The organism is Stenotrophomonas sp. JAG2, from assembly GCF_041080745.1.
GTDB classification, from domain to species: Bacteria; Pseudomonadota; Gammaproteobacteria; order Xanthomonadales; family Xanthomonadaceae; genus Stenotrophomonas; species Stenotrophomonas maltophilia_AA.
This window is the reverse complement of record NZ_JBEUMH010000001.1, coordinates 406,581-421,632: the sequence shown is the minus strand read 5'-3', so window position 1 is coordinate 421,632 and position 15,052 is coordinate 406,581. Positions and strand designations below refer to the sequence as shown.

General features: G+C 65.0%; 14 protein-coding genes and 1 tRNA gene. 9 read left to right on the top strand and 6 right to left on the bottom strand.

Features of this window, described 5'->3' with window-relative positions; all coding sequences use genetic code 11:
• Positions 1–2: 2 nt before the first annotated feature.
• From trmB to thiS, 3 genes are read right to left on the bottom strand one after another with little or no spacing between them, the layout of a single operon-like run.
• The gene (gene trmB / locus AB9O74_RS01785) at positions 3–737 is read right to left on the bottom strand and encodes a tRNA (guanosine(46)-N7)-methyltransferase TrmB (protein ID WP_176988370.1); all 735 of its coding nucleotides are present in this window, start codon (positions 735–737) and stop codon (positions 3–5) included.
• Positions 737–1,531 (bottom strand): thiazole synthase, encoded by a 795-nt coding sequence (locus tag AB9O74_RS01780; RefSeq protein ID WP_070471215.1) that lies wholly within the window; start codon positions 1,529–1,531, stop codon positions 737–739. The genes trmB and AB9O74_RS01780 overlap by 1 nt, the downstream gene beginning before the upstream one ends.
• A 38-nt stretch (positions 1,532–1,569) precedes the next feature.
• The gene (gene thiS / locus AB9O74_RS01775; protein WP_176988371.1) at positions 1,570–1,770 is read right to left on the bottom strand and encodes a sulfur carrier protein ThiS; all 201 of its coding nucleotides are present in this window, start codon (positions 1,768–1,770) and stop codon (positions 1,570–1,572) included.
• Positions 1,771–1,974: 204 nt separating this feature from the next.
• On the opposite strand from thiS, the gene AB9O74_RS01770 reads away from it, so the two are divergent.
• The 7 genes from AB9O74_RS01770 to AB9O74_RS01740 all read left to right on the top strand — a co-directional run bounded on the left by AB9O74_RS01770 (position 1,975) and on the right by AB9O74_RS01740 (position 9,564).
• A complete protein-coding gene (locus tag AB9O74_RS01770; RefSeq protein WP_369348184.1) occupies positions 1,975–3,804 on the top strand; it encodes an autotransporter outer membrane beta-barrel domain-containing protein in 1,830 nt (609 codons plus the stop codon).
• Positions 3,805–3,928: 124 nt separating this feature from the next.
• Positions 3,929–4,002 (top strand) — tRNA-Gly (locus AB9O74_RS01765).
• Positions 4,003–4,316: 314 nt separating this feature from the next.
• A complete protein-coding gene (locus AB9O74_RS01760) occupies positions 4,317–5,171 on the top strand; it encodes a hypothetical protein (RefSeq protein ID WP_369348183.1) in 855 nt (284 codons plus the stop codon).
• A 785-nt stretch (positions 5,172–5,956) separates the two neighbouring features.
• Entirely contained in the window at positions 5,957–6,850 is an 894-nt protein-coding gene (rimK, locus tag AB9O74_RS01755; protein ID WP_176988374.1) for a 30S ribosomal protein S6--L-glutamate ligase, read from the top strand.
• A gap of 227 nt (positions 6,851–7,077) precedes the next feature.
• A complete protein-coding gene (locus AB9O74_RS01750) occupies positions 7,078–7,551 on the top strand; it encodes a hypothetical protein (RefSeq protein WP_369348182.1) in 474 nt (157 codons plus the stop codon).
• Between the two features lie 8 nt (positions 7,552–7,559).
• Entirely contained in the window at positions 7,560–8,237 is a 678-nt protein-coding gene (locus AB9O74_RS01745; protein ID WP_019183933.1) for a response regulator transcription factor, read from the top strand.
• Entirely contained in the window at positions 8,200–9,564 is a 1,365-nt protein-coding gene (locus tag AB9O74_RS01740; RefSeq protein WP_176988376.1) for a HAMP domain-containing sensor histidine kinase, read from the top strand. The genes AB9O74_RS01745 and AB9O74_RS01740 overlap by 38 nt, the downstream gene beginning before the upstream one ends.
• Before the next feature lie 36 nt (positions 9,565–9,600).
• On the opposite strand, the gene coaE is transcribed toward AB9O74_RS01740, so the two are convergent.
• The 3 genes from coaE to AB9O74_RS01725 are packed head-to-tail and all read right to left on the bottom strand — an operon-like array spanning position 9,601 to position 12,353.
• Positions 9,601–10,212 (bottom strand): dephospho-CoA kinase, encoded by a 612-nt coding sequence (gene coaE / locus AB9O74_RS01735; protein ID WP_369348181.1) that lies wholly within the window; start codon positions 10,210–10,212, stop codon positions 9,601–9,603.
• A gap of 10 nt (positions 10,213–10,222) precedes the next feature.
• Positions 10,223–11,086: an A24 family peptidase gene (locus AB9O74_RS01730; protein ID WP_176988378.1), complete on the bottom strand. Its 864-nt coding sequence runs from the start codon at positions 11,084–11,086 to the stop codon at positions 10,223–10,225.
• Positions 11,087–11,093: 7 nt separating this feature from the next.
• The gene (locus AB9O74_RS01725; protein ID WP_369348180.1) at positions 11,094–12,353 is read right to left on the bottom strand and encodes a type II secretion system F family protein; all 1,260 of its coding nucleotides are present in this window, start codon (positions 12,351–12,353) and stop codon (positions 11,094–11,096) included.
• A gap of 361 nt (positions 12,354–12,714) precedes the next feature.
• Here AB9O74_RS01725 and AB9O74_RS01720 point away from each other — a divergent pair, with 361 nt between their 5' ends.
• Both AB9O74_RS01720 and pilB read left to right on the top strand, forming a co-directional pair.
• A complete protein-coding gene (locus AB9O74_RS01720; RefSeq protein WP_369348179.1) occupies positions 12,715–13,098 on the top strand; it encodes a prepilin-type N-terminal cleavage/methylation domain-containing protein in 384 nt (127 codons plus the stop codon).
• Between the two features lie 131 nt (positions 13,099–13,229).
• Positions 13,230–14,966, top strand: a complete 1,737-nt coding sequence (gene pilB / locus AB9O74_RS01715; RefSeq protein ID WP_369348178.1) for a type IV-A pilus assembly ATPase PilB — start codon at positions 13,230–13,232, stop codon at positions 14,964–14,966.
• Positions 14,967–15,052: the final 86 nt, after the last annotated feature.

Here is a 15,052-nt window from a genome sequence, read left to right as displayed (position 1 = left end):
GATCAGGTGCGGTCGTACAACAGGTCCCACACGCCATGGCCGAGTTTCTGGCCACGGGTTTCGAAATGGGTCTGCGGGCGCCATTCCGGACGCTCGACCTGGCCGCGCGGACCGGCGCGGTTGGTCAGCCCGGCGGTGGCGTCGAGCACCTCCCACATCTGCTCGGCATAGTCTTCCCAATCCGTGGCGCAGTGCAGGCGGCCACCCACGCGCAGCTTGCGCACCAGCAGCGCGGCAAAGCCGGGCTGGATCAGGCGACGCTTGTTGTGGCGCTTCTTGTGCCACGGGTCCGGGAAATAGATGCGTACTTCATCCAGCGCACCATCGGCGATTTCCTTCTCCAGCACCTCCACGGCATCGTGGTGGTACAGGCGCACGTGGTCGGCATCGTCGTCGGCCAGGGCGTTGAGCAGGCGGCCCACGCCGGGGGCGTGCACTTCCAGGCCGATGTAATCGCGGCTGGGATCCTGCTGCGCGGCGAAGCGCAGCGCCGCACCGTTGCCGAAGCCGATTTCCAGCACCTTGTGCGCATCGCGCCCGAAGGTGGCATCGAGATCGCGCGGCTCACCGGTGAAGTCCAGCCCGAAGCGCGGCCAGCGGTCATCGAACGCACGCTGCTGGGCCGGGGTGAAGCGGCCCTGGCGCAGCACGAAACTGCGGACCTCGCGGCGGCCTTCGGTGATGGTGAAGGGCTTGGGCGGTGCCTTGGCACCGGCGCTGTCGAAAGGATTGGTCATCAGCCGATCAACCCGTCGATCGGCGAGGAGGCACTGGCGTAGCGCTTGCGTGGAATGCGCCCGGCCAGGAAGGCTTCGCGACCCGCTTCCACGGCCTTGCGCATCGCGCTGGCCATCAACACGGGGTTGCGCGCGCCGGCGATGGCGGTGTTCATCAGCACGCCATCGCAGCCCAGCTCCATCGCGATCGCCGCATCGGAGGCGGTGCCCACGCCGGCATCGACGATGATCGGCACCTTGGCGTCTTCGATGATCTGCAGCAGGTTGTACTTGTTCTGGATGCCCAGGCCCGAGCCGATCGGCGCAGCCAGCGGCATCACCGCGGCGCAGCCGATCTCTTCCAGGCGCTTGGCCAGTATCGGATCATCGGAGGTATAGACCATCACCTCGAAGCCGTCCTTGACCAGCTGCTCGGCCGCCTTGAGGGTCTGCACCACGTCCGGATACAGGCTCTTTTGATCGCCGAGCACTTCCAGCTTGGTCAGGTTGTGGCCGTCCAGCAGCTCGCGGGCCAGCCGGCAGGTGCGCACGGCGTCTTCGGCGGTGTAGCAGCCGGCGGTGTTGGGCAGGATGGTGTAGCGGTCCGGCGGCAGCACGTCGAGCAGGTTCGGCTCGCCCGGGTTCTGCCCGATGTTCGTGCGGCGGATCGCCACGGTGACGATCCGGGCGCCAGCGGCCTCGGTGGCCAGGCGGGTTTCTTCCAGATCCTTGAACTTGCCGGTGCCGGTGAGCAGGCGGGAAGCATAGGTCTTGCCGGCGATCACCAGCGAATCAGTGGGGGCAGGTGCATTCATGGCCCGAATTATCGCCTATCACGCGTCACGATGCTGCCTCAACCACCGCCCAGTGCATGCACGATCTCGACCACGTCGCCTTCGCGCAGGCCGTGGCTGGCGTGCTGGCTGCGGGTGACGATCTCGCCGTTGACCTCGACCGCCACCCGGCGCTCGAGCAATTGCTCGCTGTGCAGCAGGTCATGGACGGTGGCGGTGTGCGGAAGCTGGCGGTTCTCGCCGTTGAGCTGGATGTTCATGACGGTATTGTCCCCCAATCACACCACAGTGCGTACCCTGTGCGCCCCGCGGCAGAGGTGCCGCGAGCGCCAGGCCAACGATGGCCGGGCGGCGGGGCTGGGGCGTTCATGCCGCAGCGCAGCGTGATGCCGGCGGGGTGCAGTGGAACCATGCACCGTGCGCCGGCGTACGTCCGCCGTCTTCCCCACCTTCAAGGAGTTTTCATGTTGCTCACCAAACGCCCGATCCGCTCCCTCATGGCCGTGGCCATCGCCTTGGCGGCGATGCCGGCCATGGCGCAGTCGCCGTACACCAAGACCGTCTTCATCGGCGACAGCCTGTCCGATGCGGGCTACTTCCGTCCGCTGCTGCCGGCCTCGGTGCAGCCGGTGACCGGCCAGTTCACCACCAACCCGGGCTGGGTCTGGGCCGAGCACGTGGCGCATTACTACGGCACCAACGGTGCTGCACACGGCAACGGCCAGAACGGTGACAACTACGCCATCGGCGGCGCCCGTGTCGGCGTGGACACCAGCCAGATCCTCGCCCCGGGCGCGCCGGCAGTGCCGGTGTACTCGCTCAAGACCCAGACCGCGCAGTACCTGGCAGCCAACGGCGGCAAGGCCGACCCGAACGCCCTGTACACCGTGTGGGGCGGTGCCAATGACCTGTTCGCCATCCAGGCCGGCGCACCGCTGGTCGCGACCCTGACCAACGCGGTCCGCGACCAGGTCGGCATCGTCGGCACCCTGAAGGCGGCCGGCGCCGAATACATCGTCGTACCGACCATTCCGGACGTCGGCCTGACCCCGGGCGCCCGCGCCGGTGGCCCGGCCGGCATGGCCGCCGGTACCGCGCTGGCCAAGGCCTACAACGACGCCCTGTTCGGTGGCCTGAAGGCCGCCGGCCTGCAGGTGATCCCGGTCGACACCTTCCACATCCTGCAGGAAATCGTCGCCAACCCGGGCCAGTACGGCTTCGTCAACGTCACCAGCCCGGCCTGCACCACGGCCTCGTCGCTGACCTGCAACCCGACCAGCTACGCCACCCCGGACGCGGCCAACAGCTACGTGTTCGCTGATGGCGTGCACCCGACCACCGCCACCCACCAGATGCTGGGCGAGTACACGCTGTCGATCCTGGAAGCCCCGCGCAACCAGCAGATCCTGACCCACTCCGCGCAGACCATCGGCCGCTCGCGCGCCGACCAGGTGAGCTGGCACGTCGACGGCCGTCCGGCCGACGGCCTGAGCTGGTGGGGCAACCTGCGCGGCGACATGCAGCGCTATGCCCACGCCGATCTGTACGACGGCATGGCCCCGGCCGGCCTGTTCGGCGTGGATTGGGCGCGTGACGGCATGGTGGTCGGCGGCTTCGCCGGCTACGGCCGCATGGACGCCGATTTCGGCCACAACAAGGGCGACTTCACCCAGTCCGACACCACGCTGGGCCTGTTCGCCGGCTGGTATGGCGACCGCGCCTGGGTCAATGGCCAGCTCAGCTACAGCTGGCTGGACTACGACGTGACCCGCAAGCTGCAGCTCGGCCCGGCCACGCGCATCCACAAGGGCTCGCCGGAAGGCAGCAACCTGACCGCCGCGTTGAACGCCGGGTATGAGTTCGGCACCGAGGGCGGCTTCCGCCACGGTCCGGTCGCCGCCGTGATCTGGCAGAAGGTGAAGCTGGACGGCTACACCGAGTCCAACCCGAGCGCCTCGGCGCTGGGCTATGCCGACCAGGACACGGACTCGACCGTCGGCCGCGTCGGCTGGCAGGCCCGCTTCGACGGCGGCAACGTCAAGCCGTACGTCCAGGTGACCTATGACCACGAGTTCGAGGACGGCAAGCAGGCCAGCGCCTGGCTGCAGTCCATGCCGGACGTGGGCATGTACAAGGTGCCGGGCCTCGAATTCGACAAGGACTACGCCACCGCCGTGCTGGGTGCGCGCCTGAACCTGTGGGGCCTGAGCAGCAACATCGGCATGAGCACCACCTCGATGCAGAAGCGCGCCCGTGACGTGTCGCTGTTCGCCAGCTTCGGCGGTAGCTTCTGATCCAACGTGCGCAGCGCCCGTCCGCGGGCGCCGCGCACGCATGCTGAAAGCGTGAAACAACGGGCGGCCCAGTGCCGCCCGTTGCGTTTGAGGGCCCCGCCCGAATAGACTTACGCCGCGCCTTGCGGGTGTAGCTCAATGGTAGAGCTGTAGCTTCCCAAGCTACTGACGAGGGTTCGATTCCCTTCACCCGCTCCATGTCTCCCAAGGCTTTTGTTCGGAAAGCCCGCGCCGTACCTGCTGCTCCCCTCTGCAAAGCCCAGCCCACCGAACTACTTGTCGGTCGCGCGGGTCGCCTGCGTGTTTCGCCAGTAAGCGATGCGTCCGCAAGGCATCTTTCCCGCCAGTCTCCAATCCTGCTTCGCATTCGACCTTTCATGGTGGCGCGTTGCAACGGCTTATCCCTACCCAATTTGGCGGACATGCCCTGTACTCAGGCGCGTGCAGGCAGGGCATCGTGTCTTATCGAAAGTTGAGACTCCTGCGCAGTCTATCGGTATCGAAGAGGGGCAATGAGAAACAGTATTGGGTTCCTGTCGTTAGTGCTGGGAATTTTGGTCGTGGTGGCAGCTATCTGGCAGGTCTTCTTTGCAGGCAATGAGTCGCTGCATATCAATGGCGCTGATGGTGCCCAGCGCGTACTGGCACTACCGGCTGTCGACTCGGCTGAGAGCGCTGCCGCCAGTCGCCGAGCTTCATCGCGCACGCCGGGCTTTGATGACGTCCCTGCTGGCAGGGCGATTGATATCGTGGAGCGTCTGGGCGTCTCTGCGAAGCGGGGTGATGCAGATGCTGCCTTCAGAATTTACGCAAAACTCTCGCGCTGTTTTGATCACGCCTCTCATGAGGTGACAGAGCAGATCAGAGCAGCGTATCGGTCGGCGGGCGTTGGCGACGAAGAGCTCGACAGGGCTGGGCGCCGTCTGCGTGACGATTGCCAAGGCGCTGAACAGCTTGTTGCATCGAGGGGTGAATGGCTGGAGCTGGCTGCAGGTCAAGGCGACCCCGAGGGCATGATGCTGTATGCCGCAGACCCTGCTGCAATCCTTGGCGATGGGCTTATTTCAGAGATGGACCCTGAGCGGGTTGCAGACTATGTGGAGCGCAGCGTGGCCTTCATGGATGGTCTCGTTGATCAGGGGGATCCCGGTGCAATGCTCGCGCTGTCGATCATGTATGGCGCCAGTGAACTGATGCCTCACGACCGGGTGAGATCTGCTGCGTATCGATTGGCGGCGGAGCGCGTCGCTCCCCTTGAAGTGCCCTCGAAGCCAATTGGCCTGGCCATGACTGGACTGACCGTGTCGCAGCAGGAAGAAGCGCATGCAGTTGCTCAAGAAATAGTGTCGAGGTGCTGTGGGCACTGATTCGTTGCGATCGTTGATGAATAAGAGAGGGGTGCTCGGGGGCGATCGTGGTCAAAAGGTCGCTACGGATGACTGATGCGGAAATTAAATGGAGCCATTGATGATCAGGAAGTTGCTGCTAGGGTCGGTTGTATTCGCGTCGGGAGTTGTTATAGGAGTTGCAGGAAACCGAGCGGTTGGTCAGCCAGAGTTTTACGGAAGTTTCGATTGCAATGCCTGCCAATTGAAATCACCTGGCCCCGAACCGGGCACCGTGGCTTACTTGGAGTACATGAGCAATTGGCTCTCGGCCACAAAAGCCACCTATACGCCAATGGCCGGTGATCAATTCATGGTGTGCAATGCGGGCTACTGTGTCATTTACACCCGCAACTCGCAGAACTTCACAGGTGGGCAGCCAGTTGCGCGCACGGCGCCTGGTGATCCGGCTGGTGGCACTGGCGGGGACGGCAATAGCAGTGGCCGAGGCGGACGAGGCAATTCGGGCGGTGGTTACAGCGGGGGCAGTGGAGGTGGGGGCAGTAGTGGCGGCAGTGTCACCACCGGTCCAATGAAACCCGAGCGGCCCCCTGTGGATAATTGAAGCAGGTCATCGCTCTTCTTGGCGAGGGCAGCCCTTTGCTCAAGCGCCCGCATGCACTCGATGTGTTCGTTGCAGCGTGATGTGGGTGTGAGAGGGGAGGCGGCCTGCTGCCCTTTCGACGTCCATCTCGAGTGAGCGCGACCTTACTTCCCCCATGCGCCCAGCGCGCTATGCTTCGCGCTTTCCCGCCCCCTGCGCCGCGATGAAACTCGCCATCCTGTCCCGCAACAGCAAGCTGTACTCCACGCGCCGCCTGGTGGAGGCCGCGCGTGCGCGTGGCCATACCGTGCGCATCCTCGATCCGCTGCGCTGTTACATGCGGATCGCGGCGGACGGCTTCACCATGCATTACAAGGGGCGGCCGATCACCGGGGTGGACGCGGTGATCCCGCGCATCGGCGCCTCCGTCACCCGCTATGGCACGGCGGTCCTGCGCCAGTTCGAGATGATGGGCGCGCGCACCCCCAATCCCTCCGATGCGATCCTGCGTGCGCGCGACAAGCTGCGGGCGCATCAGATCCTGGCCTCCAAGGGCATCGACATGCCGGTCACGGTATTTGGTGACAACCCGGATGACACCGTCGATCTGCTTTCGATGCTCGGCCCGCCGCCGCACGTGGTGAAGCTCAACGAGGGCACCCAGGGCCGTGGCGTGATCCTGACCGAGAAGGCCAGCGCCTCGCGCGGCATCGTGGAGGCGTTGCGGGGGCTGTATGCCAACTTCCTGATGCAGGAGTTCATCGGCGAGGCGCAGGGCGCCGACCTGCGCTGCCTGGTGGTCGGCGACCAGGTGGTCGGGGCCATGCAGCGGCAGGCCCCGGACGGCGACTTCCGCTCCAACCTGCATGCCGGCGGCAGCGCCCGCGCCGCCAAGGCCAGCCGGGCCGAGCAGCTGGTGGCCGTGCGCTCGGCCAAAGCCCTGGGGCTGGGGGTGGCCGGGGTGGACCTGATCCGCTCCAGCCGCGGCCCGCTGGTGCTGGAGGTCAATTCCACCCCCGGGCTGGAAGGCATCGAGGCGATCTGCCAGGCCGACCTCGCCGGACGCATCATCGACCACGTTGCATCGCTGAAAAAGCCAGCAAATACAAAGGGTTGATGCGTTTTTTCAAGGTGGGGTAGGGTCTTAACATCGGTTTAATCGACCCCGGCGTAGGCTCTGTCGAACCGCAGCTCTGCCCTCCTCAGCAGGATCGGTAATCGGGAAACACCTTCAGGCCCAGGCGGAAACGCCTGGGCCTTTTTCTCCCTGACCTCCAGCACTTGCTGCCACTGGCAGGCCCGGCATACATTCGGCGTTCACTTCAAAGCACGGATCAGCTCGACATGAAGCGTTTGACGATGGCCATGGCGGCCGCGGCACTGGCACTGGCAATGGGAAGCGCCGCAGCGGCGCCGAAGAACAAGGAAATCTTTGAGCCGGGCAAGCCCATGGCTGAACAGATCACCAAGATCGAAGCGGACTTGAACGGCGGCGAGACCTACTCGGAAATCACCGTGGATCAGCGTAGCCGGGTCCGTCAGGCCTTGGGGCATATGCGTGGCATCATCGAGCGGAGCGGCAGCGAGGCCACCCTTTCTGCGGCCAACCGCAACGAACTGTTCAACGACCAGCAGGTGGTGAACACCGTTTTGACACAGGCGCGCGAAGATAGCCGTCTAATATGCAGGCGTGAGCGCGTGGTGGGCTCCAACATGCCGCAGACGCAGTGCATGACGGTCGCCCAGCGGGAACGGATCAAGAACACGTCCCAGAGCAGCATGGACCAAGCGCAGCGCGTCGGTCGTTTTTCCAACTAGAGGTCACAGTGCGAATCCTTGTAATCGAAGACAACAGCGACATTGCCGCCAACCTGGGCGATTACCTCGAAGACCGCGGCCACACCGTGGACTTCGCTGCCGATGGCGTCACCGGTCTGCACCTGGCCGTCGTCCATGAGTTCGACGCGATCGTGCTGGACCTCAACCTGCCCGGCATGGATGGGATCGAGGTCTGTCGCAAGCTCCGCAACGAGGCGCGCAAGCAGACCCCGGTGCTGATGCTGACTGCCCGCGATTCCCTGGACAACAAACTGGCCGGCTTCGATTCCGGTGCCGATGACTACCTGATCAAGCCGTTCGCGCTGCAGGAAGTCGAGGTGCGTCTGAACGCCCTGTCGCGTCGCGGCAAGGGCGTGCAGACCCGCGTGCTGGAAACCGGTGACCTGGAGTACAACCTGGATACGCTGGAAGTACGTCGCCAGGGCAAGCTGCTCCAGCTCAACCCGACCGCGCTGAAGATCCTGCAGGCGCTGATGGAGGCCTCCCCGGCCGTCGTCACCCGCCAGGAGCTGGAAACCCGCGTGTGGGGCGAAGAGCTGCCGGATTCGGATTCCCTGCGCGTGCATATCCACGGCCTGCGCGCCGTGGTCGACAAGCCTTTCGAGGTTCCGATGATCCAGACCCGTCATGGCATCGGATACCGCATCGCCGCGCCGGAAGCCTGATCCGGTGACGGGCAGGGGGGGGCGTCGCCGCGCGCCATATCGGCGCCGGCTGCGCAGCCGCATCATCGTCTCGTTCGTGCTGTTGGGCTTCTGCCTGACCACGCTGTTTGCGTTCGCCACCAACTGGACCCGCGCCCGCGTGGAGAACCAGCTGGTCGAAGATGTCATGAACCGCAACATCAACGAGTACGCCAAGCGTTTCGCGGCAGACCCCTCGCGCAGCCCCGACCTTCCGGTGCAGCAGATGTACGCCCGACTGGTCCGGCCGGACAAGTTCGAGGCGCTGCGCCTGGAGCAGCCGGACTGGTATGAGTTCAACGATGGCATCCACGGTGTCAGCGGCGTGGATGACGGCGGCAAGCCGTTTTCCTACAAGCTGGCGGTACGCAAGACGCCAGAGGTGTGGTTCTTCCTCGCCTATGACATGACGGAGAGCATCCGAGGCGAGAGTCAGCTCAACCGCGCGCTGTTCTTCTCGGTCCTGGTGTTCAGTGTGCTGTCCCTCGTTCTGGGCTGGTGGTCCGCCTCCAAGGTGATGAAGCCGGTGTCCGACCTGGCCGCCCGCCTGCGCGCCTACCGCGGTGGCACCAGCGAGCCCGAACCCCTGGCGCCGCGTTTCCCGGACGATGAAGTGGGCCAGCTGGCCCAGGCGCTGGATGACTACTCCGCGCGACTGACCGAAGTGGTGCAGCGCGACCGTGAGTTCAATGCGGACGTCAGCCACGAACTGCGCACGCCGCTGGCCGTGATCCGCGGCGCCACAGAGCTGCTGCTGACCCGCCCGGATCTCGATCCCAAGGTGCTGCAGCGCCTGCAGCGCATCCAGCGTGCCGAACAGCAATGCACCGATCTGATCGGCGCGCTGCTGCTGCTCTCGCGCAACGAGCGCGGGCAGGGCAGCAGCAATGTCGCCCGGGTTTCGGAGCAGCTGCTGGATTCGCATCGCGCCCAGCTGGGTGGCAAGCCGCTGGAGCTGGTCCTGGAAGGCAACCACGATCTGGTGATCGATGCGCCGGAGTCGGCCCTGTCGGTCGCACTCGGCAACCTGATCGGCAACGCCGTGAAGTACTCCAAGGAAGGCGCGGTGCGGGTACGCGTCGGTGCCAACGCGGTCGAGGTGATCGACAGCGGCCCGGGCCTGAGCGAGGAAGATGCGGCCAAGCTGTTCCAGCGTGGCTACCGCGGCACGCACGCGGGGCATTCGCAGGGCGGTGGTATCGGCCTGTCCATCGTCAGCCGCCTGTGCGATCTCTACGGCTGGCAGGTCAACGTCCGTCCGGGTGCCGGGCGCGGCGTGATCGCCACGCTGACCTTCTCCCCCGCCTGACACGGTCGAGCCGACCGTTGGTCGGCTCCTCCAGATCTACCGCGCCGCCAACTCCCGATAGGCCCGGTCCAGCCGCTCCACATGCGCCTGCAGGTGGTCCGGCTGACCGTCATTGGCCACCACGTCGTCGGCCAGGGCCAGGCGCGCCTCGCGGCTGGCCTGCGCGGCGATCATGCGGTCGGCCAGGGCGGCGTCGATGCCATCGCGCTGCATCAGCCGCGCGTGCTGCACGGCCACCGGCACGTCCACCACCAGGATCCGGTCCAGCCAGGGGTACTGCTGGCGGCCACCCGCCTCGATGAGCAGGGGAATCGCTGCGATCGCATACGGCCCCTCGGCCTGCTCGCAGGCCTGGCGCAGCTGCTGGCGGATCGCCGGATGGGTGATCGCCTCCAGCGCCTGCCGGTCCTGCGCCGAATCGAAGATGCGCGCACGCAGTGCAGCGCGGTCCAACTGGCCATCAGCCAGCAGGATGTCGGTGCCGAAGTGGGCGGCAATCCGGGCGAGCCCTTCGCTGCCGGGGGCCACCACCGCGCGTGCGGCCAGGTCGGCATCGGCCACGGTGATGCCCAGCGCCTCGAAGCGGCGGCTGACCTCGCTCTTGCCGGCAGCAATGCCGCCGGTCAGCCCGATCACGAAGCGGCTCATCGCGCGGCCCTCAACGCAGGCCGGCGTAGCTCAGGTAGCCGTTGATCAACGGCTCGCCCCACATGAACACGATCCAGCCCGCGATGGCCAGGTACGGTCCGAACGGGATCGGCGTGGCCCGGTCGCGGCCGCGCGAGTACAGCCAGATCGAGCCGATGATGGCGCCCACGATCGACGACAGCAGGATGATCGGCAGGATGCCCTTGAGCCCGCACCAGGCGCCCAGGGCCGCCAGCAGCTTGAAGTCGCCGTGGCCCATGCCTTCCTTGCCGGTCAGCTGCTTGAACAGCCACCACACCGACCACAGCGACAGATAGCCGGCCAGCGCGCCCAGCAGGGCCGGTTTGGCCGGCATGTAGAGATTGTCGCTGGCCGCGATCAGGCCGAGCCACATCAGTGGCAGGGTCAACTGGTCGGGCAGCAGCTGGGTACGCAGGTCGATCCCGGACAAGGCCACCAGGAAGCAGCTCAGCACGATTGCACCGAAGCCCTGCCAGCCGAAGCCGAACTGCCAGACGCTGGCAGCCACCAGCACGGCGGTCAGCAGCTCCACCAGCGGGTACTGGATCGAGATCGGGGCATGGCAATGGCGGCACTTGCCGCGTAGGGCCAGCCAGCTGAACAGCGGGATGTTCTCGTACCAGGACAGCTTGTGCTTGCAGTGCGGGCAGTGCGAGGGCTCCACCACGATCCCGGGCGGTGGCGGCTCGTAGATGTCCGGTTCTTCCAGGACCTCGCGCGCATCGCGCTTCCACTCCCACTCCAGCCGCTTGGGCAGGCGCAGGATCACCACGTTGAGGAAACTGCCGATCAGCAGTCCCAGTCCGACCGCGGCGGGGTAGCCGAGACCGGGATGCTGGTCGAGAAATGCCATTTATTGATTATCCAACCACGGAGGCGAGTTTGAAGATGGGCAGGTACATGCCGACCACCATACCGCCGACGACCACACCGATGAAGACCATGATCATCGGTTCGAGCAGGCTGCTCAAGGCGTCGACCGCATTGTTGACCTCCTGCTCGAAGTACTCGGCCACCTTGAACAGCATGGTGTCCAGCGCGCCGGCCTCTTCGCCGATGGCGGTCATCTGCACCACCATGTGCGGGAAGATGTTGACCTGCTTCATGGCCATGTTGACCGGGTAGCCGACCGAGACGTCGTCGCGCATGCGCAGCACGGCTTCTTCGTAGACCTTGTTGCCGGTGGCGCCGGCCACGATGCCGAGTGCCTCCACCAGCGGCACGCCGGCCTTGAAGGTCACCGCCGTGGTCCGTGCGAAACGAGCGATCGAGCTGTTGTGCATGATCTGGCCGATCACCGGCACCTTCAGGATGAAGCGGTCCATGCCGTGCTGCATCGAGGGCGAGCGTCTGTAGGCAAAGAAGAAGCCCACGATCGCGCCAATGACAATGAACAGAATCAACCACCACCACGCCACCATGAACCGTGATGCGCCCACGATCAGCTGAGTGAAGGCGGGCAGGTCGGCCCCGAAGCTCTTGAACACGTCTTCGAACTGCGGCACCACGAAGATCAGAAGGATGGCGCTGACGATCAGCGCCACCGCGATGACCATCGTCGGGTAGAACAGGGCCTTCTTGATCTTGCCCTTCAGGGCCTCGATGTTCTCTTTGTAGTTCGCCACCGTGTCGAGCACGGTTTCCAGCACACCGGCGCCTTCGCCGGCCCGGACCAGGTTGCGGTAGAGCTCGTCGAACTGCACCGGGTGCTTGCTGATCGCCTCGTGCAACGACGAGCCGCCCTCGATGTCGGTGCGGATGCTCTCCACCATCTTGCGCATGCGCGGGTTCTTGTGCCCGCTGCCGATGATCTCCAGCGAGCTGACGATGGGCACGCCGGACTTCATCATCGTCGCCATCTGCCGGCTGAAGAAGGCGATGTCCTTGGTGCTGATCGCGCTGCCGGTCGCGCCGAACAAGGGCTTGGGCTTTGGCTTGACCACCGTGGGCGTGATGCCCTGGCGGCGCAGCTCGGCGCGCAGCAGGTTGGCGTTCTTGGCGGGCGTTTCGCCTTTCATCTTGACGCCCCGCTTGTCGGTCCCCACCCAGACAAACGGCTGCAACTCCATGGTGTTGCGGACCACGGGCTCTTTCTTGATCGCACTACGGCTGACAGACATTTCAGGCTCCCCAGCCACACCATCCCCAGGCGGGCTATCTCGCGGCATGTTAGCCGGTTCCGGGGACGCTGGGCAGTCCTTCGGAGGTGCCCAGGAGCGATGGGCTGGCCGGACCGGGTGGGTCAGAAGGTGACGCAACCGGTCACATTGCCGGGTCCATCGCAAATTATTGTGCGGGGGGTTCCAATCCGGAAGATTGCTGCCATCATTGCGCCGGGGAATGCTGGGGAGCATTGCCGATCCACTTGGCATGCAACCTGCTTCGATCCACCCGCACAGGGCGCCCGCCCCGCTCAACCGGCTAGCCGGTCCGGCGACGGCCCAGTGCCCTAAAAATTATCTATCTCTAGGGGATGTACACATGAAGAACCAGAAGGGCTTTACCCTGATCGAACTGATGATCGTTGTGGCGATCATCGCGATCCTGGCTGCCATCGCGCTGCCGCAGTACCGCAACTACACCGCCAAGGCCAAGATTACGCAGGCCGTTGCCAGCGTTGCCGGCGAGAAGATCAAGGTTGCTGAAAATCATGCCGCCGAGGCTGCTGACGTTTGCACTGGTGTTGCAACTTCGGCCGCTTGCGCTGACGGTACTCTTACCGGCACGTCGAACGACACCACTGCAGTCATCAGTCTGGTTCCGGACTTCGGCGATGGCACGGACACTGTCACTTGGGCGTGCAGCGTCACCACTTCCAGCGTTGCAGGCTACGAGGGCGATGCCTGCGACGCACTGGAGCCGTAATCGCTGTATAGCTGTCAGCTTGTTTTAATGAAGACAGATATGCAGATGCCCGCGAGAGATCGCGGGCATCTGCGTTTGTAACAGGTGGCATTAGCGCCTATAACCTATCTACTTCTGATTGAGTCACTGCCATGAACTCTGTCGTTTCCAGCGCCACCGCCAACCTAGTAGGCATCACAGGCATCGCCCGCCGCCTGGTCCAGGATGGCGCGCTGGAGGAGTCTGCCGCCCGCGCCGCAATGGCCGACGCCACGGCCGCCCGCCAGCCGCTGCCGCAGTGGTTCGCGGACAAGAAGCTCGTCACTGCCGCGCAACTGGCCGCCGCCAACTCCCTTGAGTTCGGCATGCCCCTGCTGGACGTGACCGCGTTCGACAGCAGCCACAACGCCATGAAGCTGGTCAGTGAGGAGCTGCTGCGCAAGCACCACGTCCTGCCGCTGTTGAAACGTGGCGGCAAGCTGTTCGTCGGCACCAGCAACCCCACCCATTCGCTGGACGAGATCAAGTTCCACACCAACCTGGTGGTCGAGCCGATCCTGGTCGACGAAGAGCAGATCCGCCGTACGCTGGAGCAGTGGCAGACCACCCAGGACAGCCTGGGCTCCGCGCTGGGCGGCGGCGACGACGACATGGGCGACCTGGATGTTTCGTCCGGCGACGAGGAGGGCGCTGCCACCGATTCCGGCATCGACGCCAAGGGCGACGACACCCCGGTAGTCAAGTTCATCAACAAAGTCCTCGTCGACGCCATCCGCAAAGGCGCCTCGGACATCCATTTCGAACCCTACGAAGACGACTATCGGGTGCGCCTGCGCATCGATGGTCTGCTCAAGAACGTGGCCAAGGCCCCGGTCAAGCTCAACCAGCGCATCGCCGCGCGCCTGAAGGTGATGGCGCAGCTGGATATCGCCGAGAAGCGCGTGCCGCAGGATGGGCGCATCAAGCTCAACCTGTCCAAGACCCGCCAGATCGACTTCCGCGTCAGCACGCTGCCGACCCTGTTCGGCGAGAAAGTGGTGCTGCGTATCCTCGATGGCAGCGCGGCCAAGCTGGGCATCGACAAGCTCGGCTATGAGCCGGCCCAGCAGAAACTGTTCCTGGATGCGATCCACAAGCCGTATGGCATGGTGCTGGTCACCGGCCCGACCGGCTCGGGCAAGACGGTGTCGCTGTATACCGCGCTGGGCATCCTCAACGATGAAACGCGCAACATCTCCACCGCGGAAGACCCGGTGGAAATCCGCCTGCCCGGCGTCAACCAGGTGCAGCAGAACGTCAAGCGCGGAATGACCTTCGCCGCGGCGCTGCGCTCGTTCCTGCGCCAGGATCCGGACATCATCATGGTCGGCGAAATCCGCGATCTGGAAACGGCCGAGATCGCGATCAAGGCCGCGCAGACCGGCCACATGGTGCTCTCCACGCTGCATACCAACGATGCGCCGCAGACCATCGCGCGCCTGATGAACATGGGCATCGCGCCGTACAACATCACCAGCTCGGTGACCTTGGTGATCGCCCAGCGCCTGGCCCGCCGGCTGTGCAACAACTGCAAGCGCCCGGTGGAGCTGCCGGCCAACGCACTGCTGGCCGAAGGTTTCACCCAGGCCCAGCTGGACGCCGGCATCAAGCTGTTCGAGCCGGTCGGCTGCGATGAGTGCACCGAGGGCTACAAGGGCCGTACCGGTCTGTACCAGGTCATGCCGATGACCGATGAGATTTCCACGATCGTGCTGGCCGGTGGCAATGCGCTGCAGATTGCCGAAGCAGCGCAGTTGGCCGGGGTCAACGATCTGCGCCAGTCGGCGTTGATCAAGGCCGCGGCCGGTGTGACCGGTCTGGCGGAGATCAACCGGGTGACCAAGGACTGATCAGCGCGGTTGGTTGACACGGAAAGGCCCGCGCAAGCGGGCCTTTTTGTTTCTGGGCTGGTGGATGCAGGGCAGCCACCCATGGG